Here is a 20,400-nt window from a genome sequence, read left to right as displayed (position 1 = left end):
ACCCCGCCATGACCGAACGCTTCGTGCCCGCCGAGCCGTACCCCTGGCCCTATGACGGCGCCCTGACCCCGGCCAACACCGCGCTGATCGTCATCGACATGCAGACCGATTTCTGCGGCACCGGCGGCTATGTCGACAGCATGGGCTACGACCTGAGCCTGACCCGCGCGCCGATCGAGCCGATCCGGGCGGTGCTGGCGGCGATGCGGGCCGGCGGCTACCACATCCTGCACACCCGCGAGGGGCACCGGCCCGACCTGTCCGACCTGCCGGCGAACAAGCGTTGGCGGTCGTGGCGGATCGGCGCCGGCATCGGCGACCCCGGCCCCTGCGGCCGCATCCTGGTCCGCGGCGAACCGGGCTGGGAGATCATCCCCGAACTGGCGCCGCTGCCCGGCGAGCCGGTGATCGACAAGCCGGGCAAGGGCAGCTTCTGCGCCACCGACCTGGAACTGATCCTGACCACCCGCGGCATCCGCAACCTGGTGCTGACCGGCATCACCACCGACGTCTGCGTCCACACCACGATGCGCGAGGCCAACGACCGCGGCTTCGAATGCCTGCTGCTGGCGGATTGCTGCGGCGCCACCGATCCCGGCAACCATGCGGCGGCGGTGAAGATGGTGACGATGCAGGGCGGCGTCTTCGGCGCCGTCGCCCAGTCCCGCGGCTTCATCGAGGCGCTGCCATGAATGTGATGTCCCGGATCATCCCGCCCGCCTCCCTCCCCGCCGGCCCGCCGGCACCGGGGCTGGAGGCGGTGGCGATCACCAAGCGCTTCGGCGCCTTCACCGCGCTCGACGCCGTGTCGCTGAAGCTGCGCCCGGGCACCGTCCACGCGCTGCTGGGCGAGAACGGCGCTGGCAAGAGCACGCTGGTGAAGTGCATCATGGGCTTTTACCGGCCCGACGAGGGCGCGGTGGTGGTCGACGACCGCGAGGTGGTGATCGGCGACCCGCGCGCCGCCCAGACCCACGGGCTGGGCATGGTCTACCAGCATTTCACCCTGGTGCCGCGGATGACGGTGCTGGAAAACCTGGTGATGGCGCGGGCCAGCGTCCCGGCCGTGATCGACTGGCGGGCGGAACGGCGGCGGCTGGCCGACTTCCTCGCCACCATGCCCTTCGCCATCGACGTCGACGCGCCGGTCGCCACGCTGGCCGCCGGCGACAAGCAGAAGGCGGAGATCGTCAAGCAGCTCTACCTCAACGCCCGCGTGCTGATCCTGGACGAGCCGACCTCGGTCCTGACCCCGGACGAGGCCGACGAGACGCTGGGGCTGATCCGCGGCATGGCGCTCGCCGGGCGGCTCAGCGTGCTGATCATCACCCACAAGTTCCGCGAGGTGATGGCCTTCGCCGACGACGTGACGGTGCTGCGGCGCGGCCGGCTCGCCGGGTCGGGGGCTGTCGCCGACCACACGCCCGACAGCCTCGCCCGGCTGATGATCGGCGACAGCAGCACGGCGGTGCCGGTCGAACGCCGCGGCCCGGCCGGGATGGCGGCGCGGCTGCGGATCGCCGGCTTGCGCGCCGACGACGACAGCGGCCTGCCGGCGCTGCACGGCGTCGACCTGACGGTAAACATGGGCGAGATCGTCGGGGTCGCCGGGGTGTCCGGCAACGGACAGGTCGAGCTGGTGCAGGTGCTGGCCGGCCAGCGCGCCGCCACCGCCGGCAGCGTCCAGGTCGGTGGCGAGCCCTACCGCGCGACGCGGGCCGAGATGCGGCGCCACAAGGTCCACTGCCTGCCGGAGGAACCGCTGCGCAACGCCTGCGTGCCCGGCATGACCGTGGCGGAGAACATGGCCTTCCGCAGCTTCGACGAGCCGCCGATCACGCGGGGCGGCGGCTGGCTGGGCGGCTGGTGGCTGGATCCGGCGGCGATGCGCCGTGCCGCGCTCGACCTGATCGCCCGCTACCGGGTGAAGACCACCGGGCCGGACGCGCCGATCGCCACCCTGTCCGGCGGCAACGTCCAGCGCGCCGTGCTCGCCCGCGAGCTGTCGCGCGAGGTCGACGTGCTGATCGCCGCCAACCCGGTGTTCGGCCTGGACTTCGCCGCGGTCGCCGACATCCACGCCCAGATCGTCGAGGCGCGCAACCGCGGCACCGCGGTGCTGCTGGTCAGCGAGGATCTCGACGAGTTGCTGGAGCTGTCCGACCGGCTGGTGGTGATGTCGCACGGCGCCATCGTCCACGAGACCACCCCGGCCGCCGCCGACCTGACGGTGATCGGGCGCTGCATGGCCGGCAACCCGGCCCATCCGGTGGCTCCGGCGGACGGCCAACGTCAGCCCGCCCGGTGAGAAGCGATGTCGATCAGTTGGCGTGCCGCCCCCATGATGCCTTGACAGAATTCGGCAAGACGCCTGTCTGTCCAGCGACAACAAGGCAGGATCGGATCATGGCAACGAGCAACGCTGGTCATCCCTCGGACGTGGTCGATTTTGTTGAGAACGAGAATCCCGCCGACGGCTGTGCGTCATCGAGCACGGTGATGCGCGAGGTTGCCAATCTCCTGCGACGGGAGGTTGCCATCGGGCTGGTGGCCGTTGCGGAAGGCCGCTTTTCCACACGATCGGCTTCGGATATCGCCGACGAGTTGGCAACGGAATGAGTCACGCGCTGCCCGGTCATCCCTGCCGCCGTCATGAAACTCCAGGGACCCCACTGATGGAGCTGCCGCCATGCTGACGATCCCGGCCCTGCCCTACCCCTTCACCTGTCCGCCGGCGCGGACGGCGCTGATCGTCATCGACATGCAGCGCGATTTCCTGGAGCCCGGCGGCTTCGGCGAGGCGCTGGGCAACGACGTGACGCAACTGCGCCCCTCGGTGGCGCCGACCCGCGCGCTGCTCGACGGCTTCCGCGCCCGGGGGCTGCCGGTCATCCACACCAAGGAGGTCCACCGGCCCGACCTGTCCGACTGCCCGCCGTCCAAGCGCAACCGCGGCGGCGGGCCGCTGCGCATCGGCGATCCGGGGCCGATGGGCCGCATCCTGGTGGCGGGCGAACCCGGCAGCGACATCATCCCGGAACTGGCGCCGCTGGCGGGCGAGATCGTGATCGAGAAGCCGGGCAAGGGCGCCTTTTACGCCACGCCGCTGGCGGATGTGCTGGCCGGGCTCGGCACCAGCCACCTCGTCTTCGCCGGCGTCACCACGGAGGTCTGCGTGCAGACCACCATGCGCGAGGCCAACGACCGCGGCTTCGAATGCCTGCTGGTCGAAGACGCCACCGACAGCTATTTCCCCGACTTCAAGGCGGCCACCCTGGCGATGATCCGCGCCCAGGGCGGCATCGTCGGCTGGACCGCGCCCAGCGCCGCGGTCCTGGCGGCGCTGGGAGCTTGCCAGAGTGCGATCGGTTCAAGCAGAGTCGCTTGAACCGATCGCACGGAAAATCAAGGAACGAGAGTCGGTCAGGTGCTTCAGCAAGGACCTGACAGACTCTCGAGCGGACGGCCTATTCGACCGGGCGACGCTCCTCCTTGTGGTCCCAGGCCAGGGCCGCCGCGTCCTTGCCGGCGACGGAATAGAGCGCGCCCGGCGCGTTGCGGGTCTTCTGGAACTCCTCCAGCGTCTGGCCCCGCATCGCCGCGTAGATGTGGAGGTTGGACACCCCGACCACCGCGCCCAGCTTCTCCAGCATGAAGAAGATGACGCCGTAATGGATCATCGCCCGCCAGTCGCGGTCGCGGACCAGACGGCGTTCCTCGTCGGTCAGGCCGGCGTCGTCGAAGGCGCCCTCGGGGTCCGCCAGGAAACGGGCGCGGTGCGCCGGCTCGACCATGCGGTGCAGGAACCGGTTGAGCCGGTAGGCCCTGACGCTGGTGGCGTGGGTGAACGGATAGGTGCCGGTCAGCGCCTCCGCGCCGGCCAGTTGCCGGGCCATGTGGGCGCGGTGTTCGCCGACGATGTCGGCCGGCGGGTCGATCGCCTCGTTCTCGTAGATGGCGGTGGCGATCCCGGTCATCGACGGCAGGTAATAGGTCTGGTGGACCTTGCGGACGGTCGCCGACATCGCGCCGCGCATGATCAGCCACATGATGACCTCGGCCCCTTCCAGGCCGCCGAGCCGGGCGAGGTCGGCGTGGGTCATGCGGGTCAGGGCGACCGGGTCCTTCTCGATCATCTCCAGGAACTGCGCGTCCCAGGCGGTGTCGTTGAAGCCCGCCCGCTCGCCATGGACCTGATGCGACAGGCCGCCGGTGGCGACGATCACCACCTTCAGATCCTCCGGATAGCTCTCGATCGCCCGGCGCAGCGCCTGACCCATCTTGTAGCAGCGCAGCGCCGTCGGGATCGGGAACTGCAGCACGCCGACCTGCAGCGGCACGATGGGCACCGGCCAGTCCGGCTGGTGCGGCAGCAGCATCGACAGCGGCGAGAAGCAGCCATGGTCGAGCGGGCGGTCCTGGAAGAAGGACATGTCGAACTCGTCCGCCATCAGCGACGTGCCGATGTGGTGCGCCAGCCCGGCATGCCCCTTGACCGGCGGCAGGTCCCGCGCCCCGCCGCCCTCGTCGGCCACCGGGTAGGACTCGCCGATCCCCAGCGTGAAGGCCGAGTAATGGTCGAAGAAGAACGACGTGACATGGTCGTTGTAGACGAAGAACAGGACGTCCGGCTTCTGGTCGGCCAGCCATTGGCGGACCGGCTGGTAGGCGGCGAAGATCGGCGCCCACACCGGGTCGTCCTGCTTCTGCCGGTCGAAGGCGAAACCGATGGTCGGGGTGTGCGAGGTCGCGATCGACCCAACGATGCGTGCCACGTGGTCCTCCTGGTGTGCTTTTGATTGGTTCTTCGTTTGTGGGGGTGTTGCGGCGGTCGCCCCCGCGCCTCAGCCCTTCTCCGCGATGGCCGCCAGCACTTCGCGGGCGATGCGCTGGGCGTCGCGCGGCACCTCGCCCGGGAAGCGCTCCTTCACACCGAGGTCGGACACCCATTGCTGGTGGGCGGCGGTCGCCGCGGGCAGGAAACCGCTCACCCCGGCATGGTCCAGCGTCGCCGCGACCTCGCGCATTTCCGCGGCGCGGCGCTTGCCGTGGACGACCACGCGCTCCATGACGTGATCGGCCAGCGTGGCGAAGTCGATGTTCGACAGCGAGGCGGCGACCGACGGGATGATCCGGTCCGCGATCCCCAGCTTCACCGCCGCGGTGACGCATTCCATCGTCACGCTTTCGAAGCCCTTGATGGCGATGCTGCGGATCATCTTGACGGTGGAGGCGTCGCCGGTGCGCTCGGAGACGATCTCGAACCGCATGCCGAGCGCCGTCAGGATCGGCTCCACCGTGGCGGCCGCCGGGCCGCTGATCAGCAGCGGCGTCTCGTGCCGGCGCGGATGGACCGGCGCCATCACCGCGACGTCGACGGTGCCGGCGCCGCGGGCGGCGACCCGCTCCGCCGCCTCGGCCTTGCGGAAGGGCGCGGCGGAGTTGATGTCGAGGTAGAGCAGGCCGGGATGCACCCCCGGCAGCACGCTGTCGGCGGCGGCGAGCACCTGGTCGGCGGTCACCGCCGAGATGACGAGGTCGGCCCGCGCCGCCGCGTCGGCGGCGCTGTCCACCGGCTCCACCCCGAGCGCGCGGCACTCCGCCCGCTTGGCCTCGGCCCGCTGCGGGTCGTCGAACAGGATGTCGTAGGCCAGGATGGGCAGCGGGCCGCGGGTTTGCCAGCCGCTGGTGAAGGCCTGGGCGGCCTCGCCGAAGCCGATGAAGGCGATGGTCATGTCGGTCATGATGGTGTCTCTTCGCAAAAGGCCGCTCAGTGCGCGACGCCGATCCCGCCGCCGATGCCGCAGAGGGCGTCCAGCCGGGCGGGATCGTCGATCAGGGTCCGGCTGGCGCCATCGAAGGCGACGCGGCCGCGGCTCATCACCATGGTGCGGGGGGCGAAGGCCAGGGCGAGCTTGGCGTGCTGCTCCACCATGATGATGGAGAGTCGGCTCTCATCGCGCAGGCGCAGCAGGGCCTGGAACAGCTGCTCGACGATCACCGGCGCCAGCCCCTCGAACGGTTCGTCGAGCAGCAGCACGCGCGGGTTGGTCAGCAGCGCCCGCCCGAAGGCCAGCATCTGCTGCTCGCCGCCCGACAGCTGGTTGCCCATGTTGGTCCGCCGCTGTTGCAGGCGCGGGAACAGGTCGTAGACGCGCTCCAGCGTCCAGCCGCCGGGGCGCAGGCCGACCAGCAGGTTTTCCTCCACCGTCAGCGACGGGAAGATCTCGCGCTGCTGCGGCACGAAGCCCAGCCCGGCGTGGGCGCGGCGGTTGGGTCGCAGCGCCGCGATGTCCAGCGCGCCCAGCCCGATCCGGCCGGCGTGCAGGCGGGTCAGCCCCATGATGGTGGCGAGCAGCGTGGTCTTGCCGACGCCGTTGCGGCCGATGATCGACAGCTTCTCGCCGTCGGCCAGGTCGAAGCTGAGATCCTCCAGCACCACGGTGGCGCCGTAGCCGGCGCGGACGTTGGTCAGCGACAGCGTGCTGTCCGTTCGGGTGTCAGGCATGGATCCCCTCCCCCAGATAGACGGCCTTGACCGTCTCGTTGTCGGCGATCTCGTCCGGCGTGCCGCGGGCCAGGACGGCGCCCTGCACCAGCACGGTGATGCGCTGGGCGAAGCGGAAGACGAGGTCCATGTCATGCTCGATGATCAGCACGGCGAGGTCGCTGGCGAGGTTCTCCAGCACCTCGATCACCGTGCCGGTCTCGGTCGACGGGATGCCGGCGGCCGGCTCGTCGAGCAGCAGCACCTTCGGCCGCAGCGCCAGCGCGATGGCGATCTCGACCAGCCGCTGCCGGCCGTAGGGCAGTTCCCGCACCTCGCGGTTGCCCCAGGGGGTGAGGCCGAGCCGCCCGAGGATGTCGTAGGCCTCGTCGCGGATCCGGCGGCGGCGCGACGGGCTCGGCAGCGGGCGCCAGCCCTGGCCGTGATGCTCGTCCAGCGCCAGGATCACGTTCTCCGCCACCGTCAGGTTGTTGAACAGCGTGTTGATCTGGAAGGTGCGGACCAGCCCGCGCTTGACGCGGGCCTCGATCGGCAGGGCGGTGACGTCCTGGCCGTCGAGGATCACCGACCCGGAGGTCGGCGGAACCAGGCCGGTCAGCAGGTTGATGAAGGTGCTCTTGCCGGCGCCGTTCGGGCCGATCAGCGCCTCGAAGCGGCCGGGCTCCAGCGAGAAGTTGATGTTCTGCGCCACGGCGAGCGCGCCGAAATTCTTGTGCAGGGCACGGGTTTCCAGGATCGCGGCGGTCATCACGCGGTCTCCTTCGGACGGCCGGCGGCGAGCAGGCGGTCGACCAGACCGATCAGGCCCTTGGGCGCGAACAGCACGATCACCGCCAGCAGCAGCCCGAGCCAGAAATACCAGTAGGCGGGGTCGAGCGCCGACAGCCGGTCCTTGAACAGGGTGAAGACCACCGCCCCCAGCAGCGCCCCCCACAGCCGCCCGGCCCCGCCGAGCGCCACGATGATCAGGATCTCGCCCGACAGGCTGAAATGCAGGACGTTCAGCCCGACGAACTGCGAGGTCTGGGCCAGCAGCGCCCCGGCGATGCCGGCCAGCGCCGCCGACAGGGTGTAGACCGACAGCAGGCGCTTCTGCACGCCGGTGCCGATGGCCTGCATGCGCACCCGGTTCTCGCGGATGCCGACCAGCGAGCGCCCGTAGGGCGAGCGGGTCATCAGCACGGCGAAGACAACCACCGCCGCCAGCACCGCCAGCGTGTAGAGAAAGGCGGTCAGCCCGAAGATGTCGAAGTCGAACAGCCCGAGGATCGGCGAGACCACCATGCCCTGCAGCCCGTCGGCGCCGCCGGTCAGCGGCTTGGCCCGGTTGGCGATCTCGTACACCATCGAGGCGAAGGCCATGGTCAGCATCAACTGCCCCAGCCCGCGGGTGCGCAGCACCAGCACGCCGGTGGCCGCCCCCAGCAGCGCGGCGACGGCCGCCGCCAGCAGCAGGCCGAGCAGCGGCTCCGTCCAGCCGAGCCGGACCGAGGCGATGCCGACGCTGTAGGCGCCGACCCCGAAGAACACGGCGTGGCCCAGCGTGACGATTCCGGCGAAGCCGACCAGCAGGTCGACCGACAGCGCGAAGATCATGGTGATGGCAACCTGGCTGCCGAGCAGCCAGTAGGACTCGCCGAAGGCCAGGGTGGCGAGCGCGCCAAGCCCGAGCAGGATCGCGATGGCGAGGTCGCTGCCGGTCCGGCCCATCGCCAGCCCGCGCCAGGTCGAGGGTGCGGCGGCACCCGGGTGGGGGACGGAAAGACGTTTCACGGGTTCAACTCTCACGGTTGGCCTCGGCATCGGTCAGCTCCGCACGCCGAACAGGCCGGCCGGCTTGGCCAGCAGGATGGCGATGACGACGCCGTAGATGAAGAAGGCGCCGAATTCCGGGATCAGGTATTTGCCGGCCACATCGACCACGCCGATGCACAGCGCCGCCAGGAAGGGGCCGAAGATCGAGCCCAGCCCACCGACCGCCACGACGATCAGGAACAGCACCAGATACTCCTGCCCGTAGGTCGGCGTGATCGACAGCACGTCGGCGCCGATGCCGCCGCCCAGCCCGGCGATGCCGGTGCCGAGCGCGAAGGTCAGCGTGAACAGCATCCGGGTGTCGACGCCGATCGCCTCGGCCATGTTGCGGTTGTCCACCGCGGCGCGGATGCGCATGCCGATCCGCGTCCGCCCGATCAGCAGCCACAGCGCCGCCAGGATCACGACGCCGGCGGCGATGACGAAGGCCCGGTAGGACGGGAACTCGACACCGCCGAGCGCGATCTGCCCGGACAGGGCGGCGGGGATCTCCGGCTGCTGCTGCAACGGGCCGAAGGCGGCGGTGAAGCCGGCGATGGCCATGAACAGCAGGGCGATGGAGAACAGCACCTGCCGCAGCTCGTCCGCGCCGTAGAGCGTGCGGACCACCAGCCGCTCGACCACCGCTCCCGCCAGCGCCACCACGACGAAGGCGGCCGGCAGGGCGACCCAGAAGGGCAGTCCCAGCGACCGCGTCGCCACGACGACGACGTAGCCGCCGGCGGCGGCGAAGGCGCCGTGGGCGAGGTTGGCGAAGTTCATCAGGCCCATGGTGATGCCGAGCCCGACGGAGACGATGTACAGGACCATCGCGAAGGCGAGGCCATGGAACAGGATGGTCAGAGCAGCCGTGATCAAGAGGCCGCCTCCTTATGCAGAGCGGTGCCGGAACGGGAACGCGGGACGGGCGCGGGCGCCTACTTGGCCTTGCCCGGGTCCTTCACCGCCTTGAAGGTCTCGAACTCGACGTTGCGCAGGCCGCCGTCGGTCTTCTCGACGCGGCGGATGTAGATGTTCTGCACGATGTCGCGGGTGTCGGGATCGATGGCGATCGGACCGCGCGGGCTCTCGGCGCTCCAATGGCGCATCGCCTCGACCGCCGCCTCGCCGGTCAGCTTGCCCTTCAGCGCGGCGATGGCGCCGTGGATGGCCGCCATCCCGTCATAGCCGCCGATCGCCATGAAGGTCGGCACGCTGTCGGCGCCGTAGGCCGCCTGCCACGCCTTCAGGAAGTCGGCGTTGGCCTTGCTGTCGTGGGCGGTCGAATAGTGGAAGCCGGTGACCACGCCCAGCGCCGCGTCGCCCATGTTGGGCAGCTCGTCCTCCACCGTGACCTCGCCGGAGCCGATCAGCCGGACGCCGGCCTCCTTCAGCCCCAGGCTCTGGTAGGCCTTCATCAGCGCCGTCGACTGGGTGCCGCCGGGCAGGAAGACGTAGAGCGCGTCGGGCTTCGCGTCCTTCACCTTCTGCAGGAAGGGCACGAAGTCGGGGCTCTGCACCGGCACACGGACCGAGCTCACCACCGACTTGCCGGCGCCCTTGAAGCCGGTGGTGAAGGCTTCCTCCGCCTCCAGCCCCGGCGCGTAGTCGGACACCAGCGTGTAGACCGTCCTGATGTCGGGCTGCTGCGACGCCCACTGGGCGAGCGGCTGGGTGAACTGGCCGATCGTCTGCGACACCCGGACGATGTAGGGCGACGCCTTGGTCGTCGCCGAGGCGGCGGCGTTCATGATGACGAAGGGCACCTTGGCCTGGGTGGCGATCGGCGCGATGGCGTTGGCGTTCGGCGTGAAGATGATGCCGGCCAGAAAATCGACGTGGTCGCGCACCACCAGTTCCTGCGCCAGCCGCTTGGCGACGTCGGGGGCCGGGCCGGTGTCGTCGCGCACGATCAGCTCCACCGTGTCGTCGCCCAGGTCGTTCTTGTGCATCTGCTGGTAGAGCCGCGCCCCACGCTCGATCTGCTGGCCGAGCGAGGCGGTCGGCCCCGACAGCGAGGCGATCAGCCCGACCTTGTAGGCCTTGGCCGCGGCGGTGCCGGCCATCGGCAGCAGGGCGGCGATGGCCACGGCGGTGCCGAGCACCAGCGAACGGAAACTCGTCATTATACAGGATCCTCCCAGTGTTCTTGTTGTGGGTGCGCGCGGGTGTGTTCGGCGGGGAAACTCAGCGCCCCGGATCGTCGAGCCGGTCGACATAGACCAGCCCCGCCTCGGCCAGCGCCGGCCGCATGCCGTACATGTCGAGGCCGAGTTCGCCGGCGGCGAGGCGCTGGCGCTTGCCCTCCTCGTTCGCCGCGCGCTTCAGGCCCAGCGCGGCGACCTCGGCGGCGCGCGATGCCGGGACGACGACCACGCCGTCGTCGTCGGCGACGATCACGTCGCCCGGCGCCACCAGCGCGCCGGCGCAGACCACCGGGATGTTCACCGACCCCAGCGTCGCCTTGACCGTGCCCTTGGCGGAGACCGCGCGGGCCCAGACCGGGAAGCCCATCTCCTGCAGGCTCCGCACGTCGCGGCAGCCGGCGTCGATCACCAGGCCGCGGACCTGACGGGCCATCAGCGAGGTCGCCAGCAGGTCGCCGAACATGCCGTCGGTGTTGTCGGTGGTGACGGCGACGACCAGGACGTCGCCGGGGCGGCACTGCTCCACCGCGACGTGCAGCATCCAGTTGTCGCCGGGCTGGGCCAGCACGGTGACGGCGGTGCCGGCCACCCGCGCGCCCGGCCAGACCGGCCGCATGTGGGTCTTCATCAGGCCGAGGCGGCCCATCGCCTCGTGGACGGTGGACACGCCGAGCGTGCCGAGGGTGTCCACCGCCGCGGCGTCGGCACGGTCGACGGTGCGGACGACGACACCAAGCCTGGTCGGGATCATGCCAGCTCCTCCAGCACCATCGGGAAGACGCGCTGGTAGGCCTCGCCGTGGGTCATGCCCTGGGCGGTGCCGTAGGTGGCGCTGCGTCCGGCGTTGCGGCCGCCCTGGGCGCCGCGCTGCAGGGCGACGCGGGTGTAGTAGTCCCACAGGTGCTTCTGGGCCGGCAGCGTCTCGAAGGCTTGGCGCTTGATGTCCCAGACCTCGTCGATGTTCAGGATGACATTCGGCTTGAAATCGCACTGTTCGGGCTGATGCGGCTCGAACAGGAAGACCGGCGGCGCGCCCAGCGTCGGGGCGCCGGGGTCGTGGCCGGCGGCCTGGGCGATGATGCGCGCCTGCTGGGCAAAGCGGGCGGCGTCGGGATGGTCGTGATTGTAGGGATCGGCCGCGGCGTGGGTCAGCACGAAGGCCGGCTGCACGTCGCGGTAGACGTCGACCAGCCGGTCGAGCAGCGCGCGGCTCAGCGCCAGCGGGTAGTCCTCGGCGTCGAAGAACTCGATCTCGGCGCCCAGGATCGCGGCCGCACGCACCGCCTCGTCGTGGCGCTGGCGCTTGACCGCCTCCAGCGTGGCGCCCGGCTGTTTCCACGCCCCCTGGCTTTCGCCGCGGGCGCCGTAGGACAGGCAGACGATCTTGACGCGGTAGCCGCGTTTGGCGTGCAGCGCGATGGCGCCGCCGGCGCGCCAGACGAAGTCCCCGGGATGCGCGCTGACGACCAGCGCGCCCTTTTGCGATTGCGTGCTCATGGCGGTGTACGCCTGTCGTTGGGAGTGTTGTTTGAACGACCGCCTCATTTGGACAGTCGTACAAATGCTAGGCACCGCCGCAGTCTCGTGTCAACATGAATTTCACGGCCGTACAACCCGCCAGGTTTCCTGTTCAAAGGATTTGTACAGACGACCAAATCGCGTTAGGATGGCCATCGTCGTCCCGTCCCCAGCGTGAGGTCGTTCCCGTGTTGATGCCGCAACGTCAAACCTCGATGAGGGAGGCGATCCTCGACGCCGCGGAAGAGCTGTTCTCGAAGAACGGCTTCCGCGCGGTGTCGATGCGGGAGATCGCCCAGGCCTCCGGCGCCAACCTCGGCAGCATCAGCTATCATTTCGGGTCGAAGGACGGGCTGCTGCGCGCCATCTACGAACGGCATTCCGGACCGATGAACCGGCGCCGCAGCGAACTGCTGACCGAGGCGCAGCGCATCCGCGACCCGGACGACCGGCTGGAGGCGATCGTCCGCGCCTTCATCCTGCCGTCGCTGTCGCAGTCGGAGGGCAGCGTGGGCGGCGGCGCCCGCTTCGCCCGGCTGCGCGCCGTCGTCATGGCGGAGCGGCACGAGGAAGCGCAAAAGATCATCGCGGAGACCTTCAACCCCATCAACCTCGCCTTCATCGACGCGCTCCAGGCCTGCCTGCCACAGCTGCCGCGCGCCGACATCGTCTGGCGCACGCATTTCCTGCTGGGGGCGGTCAGCTACACGCTGATCAACCCCTGGCGCGTGACCCGGCTGTCCGGCGGCGAGGCGGACGGCGAAAACACCGAAGAGGCGCTGACCCAGATCGTCCGTGCCGCCGTGGCCGCCTTCCGCGCGCCGGCGGGCAGCGACGCGGCGCCCTGATCCGAGACAGGAGCCCTGACATGACCGAACAGATCGGCATCCGTTGCGCGTGGATGCGCGGCGGCACCTCGAAAGGCGCCTATTTCCTGGCGTCCGACCTGCCGCAGGACACGGCGGCGCGCGACCGCCTCCTGCTGGCGGTGATGGGATCCCCCGACCCACGCCAGATCGACGGCATCGGCGGTGCCAACCCGCTGACCAGCAAGGTCGCCGTCGTTTCGAAATCGGAACGTTCCGGATGCGACGTCGATTACCTGTTCCTGCAGATCGTGCCGGACAAGGCGATCGTCTCGGCCGCGCAGAACTGCGGCAACATCCTGGCCGGCGTTGCCCCCTTCGCGGTGGAGCGTGGTCTGGTCGCGCCCAGCGGGGACCGCACCACGGTGCGCGTCCACATGGTCAACTCCGACAGCGTCGCCGAGGTGACGGTGGAGACGCCGAACGGCCGCGTGCGCTACGACGGCGACATCGCCATCGACGGCGTGCCGGGCCGGCACGCACCGGTGGTCCAGGCCTTCCTCGACACCGAGGGCTCGCAATGCGGCGCCCTGCTGCCGACCGGCCGCGCGCTGGACGAGATCGCCGGCGTGCCCTGCACGCTGATCGACAACGGCATGCCGGTGGTGGTCATGCCGGCCGCGGCGTTCGGGCTGACCGGCCATGAAAATGCCGATGAACTGGAGAACAACGCCGCGCTGAAGGAGCGCCTGGAGACGGTCCGCATCGCCGCCGGGCCGCTGATGGGGCTGGGCGACGTGCGGGGCCAGACGGTGCCGAAGCTGACCCTGGTCGCACCGCCGCGGGACGGCGGGATGATCGCCACGCGGACCTTCACCCCCTACAGCCTGCATTCCTCCATCGGCGTGCTGGGGGCGGTGACCGTCGCCACCGCCTGCCTGCTCGACGGATGCCCGGCGCAGGCGCTGGCGGTGATCCCGCCGGGACCGTCCAAACGCTGCGACGTCGAACACCCCAGCGGCCGGCTGACCGTCGACATCGAACTGGAAACGGTGGCCGGAGCGTTCATGATCCGGCGGGCGGCGCTGGTCAGGACCGCCCGCCTGCTGATGGACGGCACGGTCTTCGTCATACCGCCGGCCGCCGTCGCGCCTGGGCGGCCGGCCTGACCGGATGCGCGCGGGACCCCTGACCTTCGCCCCAGCCCGTGCCTGCGGGTCCCCCAAGCGGACAGCGCCCGACCTGAACATCTGCGCCGTTGACCGCGGCAGCGGCCGTCGGCCTGGATAGGCCCCGTCAAAGTGGCAGCCACACCATGCGCGGCTGCCGACGGTGGAGGCCAGGGAAACGCGCAATGTTCGTCGGACGGATCCTCTCAATTCACAGGCCGCGACCGGCGGCGAACGGAGCGTGGCGCCGGCTGTACCGGGCCGCCGTTGCCGCTCCACTCGCCGCCGCCGGGCTTGGTCTGGCCGGATGTTCCACCGCCCACATCACCACGCCCGCCCGCTCCGCCACCGAGCAGCTGTTGATCTCCACCGCGGCCGACCAGGCGGCGGAGCGTCTGGCCGGTCGCCTTGCGGTCAAGGGCAGCGTCTATGTCGACGCGGCCGGGGTCGAGGGCTACGACACCAAATACGCCATCTCCACCGTCCGCGACGCCCTGCTGCGCCACGGCGCCGCCATGGCGCCGACGCGCGACGTGGCGGCCACCATCGTGGAACTGCGGGTCGGCGCCCTGTCGGTGGACAGCGAAAGCTCCCTGCTCGGCATCCCCAGCATCGACATCCCGCTGCCGGTCAGCGGCACCTCCTCCACCCCCGAGATTTCGCTGTTCAAGAAGGAGCTGACGCAGGGCGTCGCCAAGATCGCGGCGACCGCCTATGACAAGACTTCCGGCTCGCTGGTCGCCTCCAGCGGTCCGCAATACGGCTTCTCCAACCGGGCCGAGTGGGTGCTGCTGCTGATGCTGAGCTGGGACACCAACGACCTGCTGCCGCCCGACACCCGCCCCGACCCCAAGCCCTGGGACGATTGACCCGGCCGACCTGGAGCGCCACCCGCGTCATGTCACAGGATGCCGAGCCGATCCTTGATCTGCGGCAGGAAGCGCCGGCTGACCGGGATGGTGTTGCCGCGTTTCGTGATGATCTCGGCGAGCCCGTTCTCCAGGAACTTGATCTTCTCGATGCAGTCCACATTGACCAGATACTGCCGGTGGCAGCGCAGCAGGGGCGTCCGGTCCTGCAGGATGTGCAGCGGGAGGTCCGTCGGCCGCTCGCTGCCGTCGGTGGCGATCACCGAGACCCCGCTGACCCCGGACGCCACGCACTCGACCTCCTCCATCCTCAGGAGCTGGACATGGTGCTGGCCGAAGCACGGAATCTGGCGGAGCTGGCTGGCGCCCGGCAGCAGGCCGATCTTCTGCGGTTCGCGGTCGCGACGCAGGCGCTGCAGGGTCTTGTCGAGGCGGGCCTGGTTGACCGGCTTCAGCAGATAGTCGAAGGCATGCTGCTCGAAGGCCTGCACCGCGTACTCGTCGTAGGCGGTGAGGAACACGATGTGGGGCATCTTCTCGTGGTCGAGCATGCTCAGCATCTCGATGCCGCTCACCCGCGGCATCTGGATGTCGAGGAAGACCACGTCCGGCTTTTCCCGGTTGATCACGCCGACGGCGTCGATCGCGTTGCTGCACTCCCCGATGATGGTGATGTCGTCGGCGGTCGAGAGGACGCGACGAAGCTCCTTGCGAGCCAGCGGCTCGTCATCGACGATGAGGACGTTGATCATGCGGAAGCGACCTCCAACGGGAGCCGGATGGTGACGCGGGTGAAGACGTCTCGCTCGGACGCGACGGTAACACCACAGGATGGGCCGCAACAGTTCTTGATGCGGCGGTCGACCAGGTTCATGCCCAGCCCCTTTCCGCCCGGCTTCGGTTCGTAGAGCCCGGCGTTGTCCTCGACATCGAGGACCAGCGCCCCACCGTCGCAGTGGGCCCTGATCGACACGCGCCCGGGGCGGAGCAGTTGCGACGTTCCGTGCTTGATCGCGTTCTCCACGATCGGCTGGAGCGTGAAGGTCGGCAGCCGCACCCAGCCCAGCGAGTCCGGAATGTCGATCTCCACCGACAGCCGGTCGGAGAAGCGCGCCAGTTCGATCTGCAGATAGGCGTTCACATGCTCGATCTCCTCGGCCAGCGAGGCCTCCTCGCTCGGGCGCTTGAGGTTCATGCGGAAGAAGGTCGACAGGTCGCCGATCAGGTCGCGCGCCTTGGCGGGATCGTCGCAGGTGACGGCGGCGATGGTGTTCAGGGCGTTGAACAGGAAGTGCGGGTTGACCTGGGCGTGCAGCAGCTTGATCTCCGCCTGCGCCAGCAGCGCCTTCTGCTGCTCGTAGCGGCCGGCGAGAATCTGGCTCGACAGCAGCTTGGCGATGCCCTCGCCCAGCGTGCGGTTGATGATCGAGAAGAGCTTGGTCTTCGGTTCGTAGAGCTTGATCGTGCCGATGACGTGGTTGTCCTCGCCGACCAGCGGAATGACCAGCGCCGAGCCCAGCCGGCAGGTCGGGCTGATCGAGCATTGGTAGGGCACCTCGTTGCCGTCGGCGTAGGTGACCTCGTTGCGGGCGATGGCGTCCAGCGTGCTCGCCGACGAGATCGGCGTGCCGGGCAGATGGTGGTCGTCGCCGATGCCGATGAAGGCGAGGATCTTCTCGCGGTCGGTGATGGCGACGGCGCCGACCCCGGTCTCCTCATAGATGATCCGGGCGACCGTCATGCTGTTTTCCTGGTTGAAGCCGCGGCGCAGGACGCCATCGGCCCGCGCGGCGATGGCGAGCGCCTTGGCGGAGAACAGGCTGGACTGCTGTTCGACCAGCGCCCGGCGGTCGCGCAGGATGCCGATGAACAGCGCCGCCCCCAGGGAATTGGCGATCAGTTCGGGCACCGCGATCAGCCGCACGATCTCCAGCGTCTGGTCGAAGGGCTTTGCCACCGCAAGGTCGATCAGCAGTTCGAGGATCACCCCGATGAAGGTCAGGCCCCCGGCCTTGACCGGATCGAACAGGGTGCGGATCTTGCCGCGCCCGACCAGATGCCGGTGGACCAGTCCGCCCAGCAGCCCCTGGACGACGATGTCGATGGCGGCCGCCAGCGCGAAGGCGCCGCCCAGCGAATAGCGGTGCAGGCCACCGGTCACCCCGACGGCAAGGCCGACGATCGGCCCGCCGAGCAGGCCGCCGAGCACCGCGCCGATCGCCGGCGTGTTCGCGATGGCATGGACCACCGGCATCCCGAGGATGGTCCCCATCATGCAGAACAGCGAGAAGATGACGTAGCAGGCCAGCTTGTGCGGCGGCCGGATGCTGGCGTGGGTGAGCGGGATGAAGATCTTGGTCCGGCTCAGCAGGTAGGCCACCGCCAGGTAGACGCACATCTGCTGCAGCAGGACCAGCGAGAGGCCTACGGGATCGACTTGCATCGGTACGGCTCCGAATGCCCGTGCATCCGGAGGGTCTGGCTCCGGGCGGGCGGGTGATGACTGGCGCTGGTGTGAGGCCCATGTAATGGCGCACGGCCGGCCGGAACGCCAGCGGGAAGCGCCGGAAACGATGGCGCCGCGACGTTCGGTCCGGTGCCCGGCAGGCCTGCCGGCCCACGCCCGGCACCGCGGCCGGCAGCGGCGGCACCGCTCATTTCCCCATTCCACCGCTCATTTGGCTATTCCTCCGTTCCCGCGTTCGAGCGAGATTGACGGCCAAAGTATTGGTAGCTTTGCCTCAGGTCAACCAACCGCAGCTTCACCGTGATGGGTTATCCATCCGATGTAACCGGACTGCCGGAGGCATCACTATGGTCAGTATCTCAACGGAAACCACAAGGCTTGGGAACCCACCTCTGGCCTGGACGAAACATGATACGATGTGGATGCTGGGTCTTTTCGGCACAGCTATTGGCGCCGGGACCCTTTTTCTTCCGATCAATGCCGGGCTTGGCGGATTCTGGCCCTTGGCAACGATGGCGCTCATCGCCTTTCCGATGACCTATCTGGCGCACCGCGGGCTGTGCCGCTTCATTCTCTCCTCGTCGAAGCCGGGCAGCGACATCACGGAAGTGGTGGCGGAGCATTTCGGGGCGACGGCGGGCAAGCTGATCACGCTGCTGTATTTCTTCACCATCCTGCCGATCCTGCTGATCTACGGCGTCGGCCTGACCAACACGGTCCAGAGCTTCATGGTGCACCAGCTCGGCATGGTGCCGCCGCCGCGGATGCTGCTGTCGCTGGGGCTGATCCTGGGCCTGATGGCCGTCATCAAGCTGGGCGAGCAGATGGTGGTGCGGGTGATGAGCTGGCTCGTCTATCCCTTCGTCATCGTGCTGATCGGCATCGGGCTCTATCTGGCCAACGACTGGAACGGCGCGATCCTGAACGAGGTGCCGACCGTCGGTAAGTTCAGCCTGACCCTGTGGCTCAGCATCCCCGCCCTGGTTTTCTCCTTCAACCATTCCCCGGCGATCTCCCGCTTCGTCGTCGCCCAACAGAAGCAGTACGGCGAGGAGGCCGAGACGCAGAGCAACCGCATCGAGAAGTATGCGGCGGTCATGATGGTCCTGGTCGTCATGTTCTTCGTCTTCAGCTGCGTCTTCAGCCTGACCCCGCAGGATCTGGCCGATGCCAAGGCGCAGAACATCTCGATCCTGTCCTACCTGGGCAACAAGTTCGACAACCCGCTGATGGCCTACCTGACCCCGGCCGTGGCGTTCGTGGCGATCACCAAGTCCTTCTTCGGCCACTATCTCGGCGCCCGTGAAGGCCTGAACGGCCTGCTCTCCCAGCATCTGCGCGGCCAGGGCAAGCCCGTCGACCTCAAGGCCATCAACCGCTTCAGCGCGCTGTTCATGGTCGCCGCCGTCTGGCTCGCCGCCACCCTGAACCCCAGCATCCTCGGCATGATCGAATCCCTGTGCGGCCCGATCATCGCCACCCTGCTCTTCATCATGCCGATGTACGCGATCCGCAAGGTTCCGGCCATGCGCAAGTACGCCGGCCAGCCGGGCAACGTGGTGGTGATGTTCATCGGCAGCGTGGCGATCTCCGCCATCCTCTACTCCCTGCTCAGCCTCTGAAAACCCGAGCCGGCCAATCCGGCGCCGCTCCCTGGCGACAGGGGGCGGCGCCCCAGGTTAAGGATCAAGACCATGATCAGCATGTTCGACCTCTACAAGATCGGCATCGGGCCCTCCAGCTCCCACACCGTTGGACCGATGAAGGCCGCCCGGCAGTTCGTGGATGATCTGGAGGCCGGCGGCCGGCTCACCCTCGCCACCCGCGTCGCCGTCGATGTCTACGGGTCGCTGGCGCTGACCGGAAAGGGCCACCAGACCGACACCGCCCTGATCCTCGGCCTTGCCGGGAACCTGCCCGACAGCGTGGTGATCAACGAGATCCCCGGCTTCATCCAGCAGGTGCGCAACACACGGCGCCTGCCGCTGGGCCGAAGCGGCTGGCCGGTGGAGTTCCCGGCGACCGCCATCACCTTCCACCGTTCCAACCTGCCCCGGCATGAGAACGGCATGACCATCCGGGCCTTCAGCGGCGACGAGCTGCTGCTCGGCAAGACCTACTATTCCATCGGCGGCGGCTTCATCGTCAGCGACGAGGAGTTCGGCACGCCGCCGGCCCGTCTGGCCGACCTGCCCTACCCCTACGCGACCGCCGCGGAGCTGCTGGCCCACTGCCGTTCCACCGGCCTGTCCTTCTCCGGGCTGGTCCTGGAGAATGAAGTGCGGCTCCATGGCCGGGATGAGATCCGGGACTATTTCGGCGGGATCTGGCAGACGATGCGCGCCTGCATGGAGCGCGGCATGGCGACCGAGGGCGTGTTGCCCGGGCCGCTGCGCGTCCCGCGCCGCGCCGCGACCCTGCGGCGGCAGCTCGCCTCGTCCGAAACCCTGTCGCGCGACCCGATGAAGGTGGTCGACTGGGTGAACATGTTCGCCTTCGCCGTGAGCGAGGAAAACGCCTCCGGCGGCCGTGTCGTCACCGCGCCGACCAACGGGGCCTGCGGCATCGTCCCGGCGGTGCTGGCCTATTATCACCAGTTCATCAAGCCGGTGGACGACGACGCCTGCGTCCGCTTCTTCCTCGCCTCCGCGGCGATCGGCGCGCTCTACAAGACGAACGCCTCCATCTCCGGCGCGGAGGTCGGATGCCAGGGCGAGGTCGGCGTCGCCTGCTCGATGGCGGCCGGCGGGCTGGCCGACCTGATGGGCGGCAGCCCGGAGCAGGTCTGCGTCGCCGCCGAGATCGCCATGGAGCACAACCTCGGCCTGACCTGCGATCCCGTGGGCGGGCAGGTGCAGATCCCCTGCATCGAGCGCAACGCCATGGGCGCGATGAAGGCGATCAACGCGACGCGGATGGCCCTGCACCGGACCAGCGAGCCGCTGGTGTCGCTGGACAAGGTCATCGAGACGATGTTCGAGACCGGCAAGGACATGGACGCCAAATACCGCGAAACCTCCTGCGGCGGCTTGGCGGTCAAGGTCCTCCCCATCGCCGGCGCGCAGGCGACGCAGGATCTCGACCCGGTGCACTGGGTCGCCTGACCCGTGGGCGGGCCGTCG

At 69.2% G+C, this 20,400-nt stretch carries 20 protein-coding genes; 9 read left to right on the top strand and 11 right to left on the bottom strand.

The window, feature by feature from the left end; translation table 11 throughout:
- Positions 1-8: 8 nt before the first annotated feature.
- The 4 genes from TSO352_RS31540 to TSO352_RS31530 all read left to right on the top strand — a co-directional run bounded on the left by TSO352_RS31540 (position 9) and on the right by TSO352_RS31530 (position 3,388).
- On the top strand, positions 9-692 hold the full coding sequence (locus tag TSO352_RS31540) for an isochorismatase family cysteine hydrolase (protein WP_109111227.1): 684 nt from the start codon (positions 9-11) through the stop codon (positions 690-692).
- Positions 689-2,308 carry an ABC transporter ATP-binding protein gene (locus tag TSO352_RS31535; RefSeq protein WP_109111226.1) on the top strand — a complete coding sequence of 540 codons (1,620 nt, stop codon included), beginning with the start codon at positions 689-691 and terminating at the stop codon, positions 2,306-2,308. The genes TSO352_RS31540 and TSO352_RS31535 overlap by 4 nt, the downstream gene beginning before the upstream one ends.
- Positions 2,309-2,406: 98 nt before the next feature.
- On the top strand, positions 2,407-2,619 hold the full coding sequence (locus TSO352_RS33055; RefSeq protein WP_146210824.1) for a hypothetical protein: 213 nt from the start codon (positions 2,407-2,409) through the stop codon (positions 2,617-2,619).
- A gap of 70 nt (positions 2,620-2,689) precedes the next feature.
- Positions 2,690-3,388 (top strand): isochorismatase family cysteine hydrolase, encoded by a 699-nt coding sequence (locus TSO352_RS31530; RefSeq protein WP_109111225.1) that lies wholly within the window; start codon positions 2,690-2,692, stop codon positions 3,386-3,388.
- A 79-nt stretch (positions 3,389-3,467) separates the two neighbouring features.
- On the opposite strand, the gene TSO352_RS31525 is transcribed toward TSO352_RS31530, so the two are convergent.
- From TSO352_RS31525 to TSO352_RS31485, 9 genes are all read right to left on the bottom strand, one after another.
- A complete protein-coding gene (locus tag TSO352_RS31525; protein ID WP_109111224.1) occupies positions 3,468-4,775 on the bottom strand; it encodes a gallate dioxygenase in 1,308 nt (435 codons plus the stop codon).
- A 69-nt stretch (positions 4,776-4,844) separates the two neighbouring features.
- The gene (locus TSO352_RS31520) at positions 4,845-5,744 is read right to left on the bottom strand and encodes a DUF1932 domain-containing protein (RefSeq protein ID WP_109111223.1); all 900 of its coding nucleotides are present in this window, start codon (positions 5,742-5,744) and stop codon (positions 4,845-4,847) included.
- 26 nt (positions 5,745-5,770) lie between these two features.
- Complete coding sequence (locus TSO352_RS31515) at positions 5,771-6,508, bottom strand: ABC transporter ATP-binding protein (protein WP_109111222.1); 738 nt, start codon at positions 6,506-6,508, stop codon at positions 5,771-5,773.
- Positions 6,501-7,256 (bottom strand): ABC transporter ATP-binding protein, encoded by a 756-nt coding sequence (locus TSO352_RS31510; RefSeq protein WP_109111221.1) that lies wholly within the window; start codon positions 7,254-7,256, stop codon positions 6,501-6,503. The genes TSO352_RS31515 and TSO352_RS31510 overlap by 8 nt, the downstream gene beginning before the upstream one ends.
- Positions 7,256-8,281 carry a branched-chain amino acid ABC transporter permease gene (locus tag TSO352_RS31505; RefSeq protein ID WP_247872566.1) on the bottom strand — a complete coding sequence of 342 codons (1,026 nt, stop codon included), beginning with the start codon at positions 8,279-8,281 and terminating at the stop codon, positions 7,256-7,258. Before TSO352_RS31505 ends, TSO352_RS31510 begins: the two co-directional genes overlap by 1 nt.
- A gap of 33 nt (positions 8,282-8,314) precedes the next feature.
- Positions 8,315-9,181 carry a branched-chain amino acid ABC transporter permease gene (locus TSO352_RS31500; protein ID WP_247872565.1) on the bottom strand — a complete coding sequence of 289 codons (867 nt, stop codon included), beginning with the start codon at positions 9,179-9,181 and terminating at the stop codon, positions 8,315-8,317.
- 59 nt (positions 9,182-9,240) lie between these two features.
- Positions 9,241-10,428: an ABC transporter substrate-binding protein gene (locus TSO352_RS31495; RefSeq protein WP_199231796.1), complete on the bottom strand. Its 1,188-nt coding sequence runs from the start codon at positions 10,426-10,428 to the stop codon at positions 9,241-9,243.
- A gap of 61 nt (positions 10,429-10,489) precedes the next feature.
- On the bottom strand, positions 10,490-11,200 hold the full coding sequence (locus tag TSO352_RS31490; protein WP_109111219.1) for a 4-carboxy-4-hydroxy-2-oxoadipate aldolase/oxaloacetate decarboxylase: 711 nt from the start codon (positions 11,198-11,200) through the stop codon (positions 10,490-10,492).
- Positions 11,197-11,946, bottom strand: a complete 750-nt coding sequence (locus tag TSO352_RS31485; protein WP_109111218.1) for a PIG-L deacetylase family protein — start codon at positions 11,944-11,946, stop codon at positions 11,197-11,199. Before TSO352_RS31485 ends, TSO352_RS31490 begins: the two co-directional genes overlap by 4 nt.
- 215 nt (positions 11,947-12,161) lie before the next feature.
- Here TSO352_RS31485 and TSO352_RS31480 point away from each other — a divergent pair, with 215 nt between their 5' ends.
- The 3 genes from TSO352_RS31480 (at position 12,162) to TSO352_RS31470 (ending at position 14,811) form a co-directional block, all read left to right on the top strand.
- On the top strand, positions 12,162-12,815 hold the full coding sequence (locus TSO352_RS31480; protein ID WP_109111217.1) for a TetR/AcrR family transcriptional regulator: 654 nt from the start codon (positions 12,162-12,164) through the stop codon (positions 12,813-12,815).
- A 20-nt stretch (positions 12,816-12,835) separates the two neighbouring features.
- Complete coding sequence (locus TSO352_RS31475) at positions 12,836-13,942, top strand: 4-oxalomesaconate tautomerase (protein WP_109111216.1); 1,107 nt, start codon at positions 12,836-12,838, stop codon at positions 13,940-13,942.
- Between the two features lie 185 nt (positions 13,943-14,127).
- Positions 14,128-14,811, top strand: a complete 684-nt coding sequence (locus TSO352_RS31470; protein ID WP_109111215.1) for a DUF6655 family protein — start codon at positions 14,128-14,130, stop codon at positions 14,809-14,811.
- A 32-nt stretch (positions 14,812-14,843) separates the two neighbouring features.
- Here TSO352_RS31470 and btsR read toward each other — a convergent pair whose 3' ends face one another.
- The gene (btsR, locus tag TSO352_RS31465; RefSeq protein ID WP_109111214.1) at positions 14,844-15,563 is read right to left on the bottom strand and encodes a two-component system response regulator BtsR; all 720 of its coding nucleotides are present in this window, start codon (positions 15,561-15,563) and stop codon (positions 14,844-14,846) included.
- Positions 15,560-17,254, bottom strand: a complete 1,695-nt coding sequence (locus tag TSO352_RS31460) for a sensor histidine kinase (protein WP_109111213.1) — start codon at positions 17,252-17,254, stop codon at positions 15,560-15,562. Before TSO352_RS31460 ends, btsR begins: the two co-directional genes overlap by 4 nt.
- A gap of 371 nt (positions 17,255-17,625) precedes the next feature.
- Between TSO352_RS31460 and TSO352_RS31455 the strand changes: the two genes are divergently transcribed.
- Together TSO352_RS31455 and TSO352_RS31450 are read left to right on the top strand one after the other, a co-directional pair.
- The gene (locus tag TSO352_RS31455) at positions 17,626-18,900 is read left to right on the top strand and encodes a serine/threonine transporter (RefSeq protein ID WP_109111212.1); all 1,275 of its coding nucleotides are present in this window, start codon (positions 17,626-17,628) and stop codon (positions 18,898-18,900) included.
- 72 nt (positions 18,901-18,972) lie between these two features.
- A complete protein-coding gene (locus TSO352_RS31450) occupies positions 18,973-20,382 on the top strand; it encodes an L-serine ammonia-lyase (protein WP_109111211.1) in 1,410 nt (469 codons plus the stop codon).
- The last annotated feature ends 18 nt before the right edge of the window (positions 20,383-20,400 follow it).

It is taken from the genome of Azospirillum sp. TSO35-2 (genome assembly GCF_003116095.1).
Taxonomy (GTDB): Bacteria; Pseudomonadota; Alphaproteobacteria; order Azospirillales; family Azospirillaceae; genus Azospirillum.
This window is presented reverse-complemented; position numbering and strand designations above follow the sequence as displayed.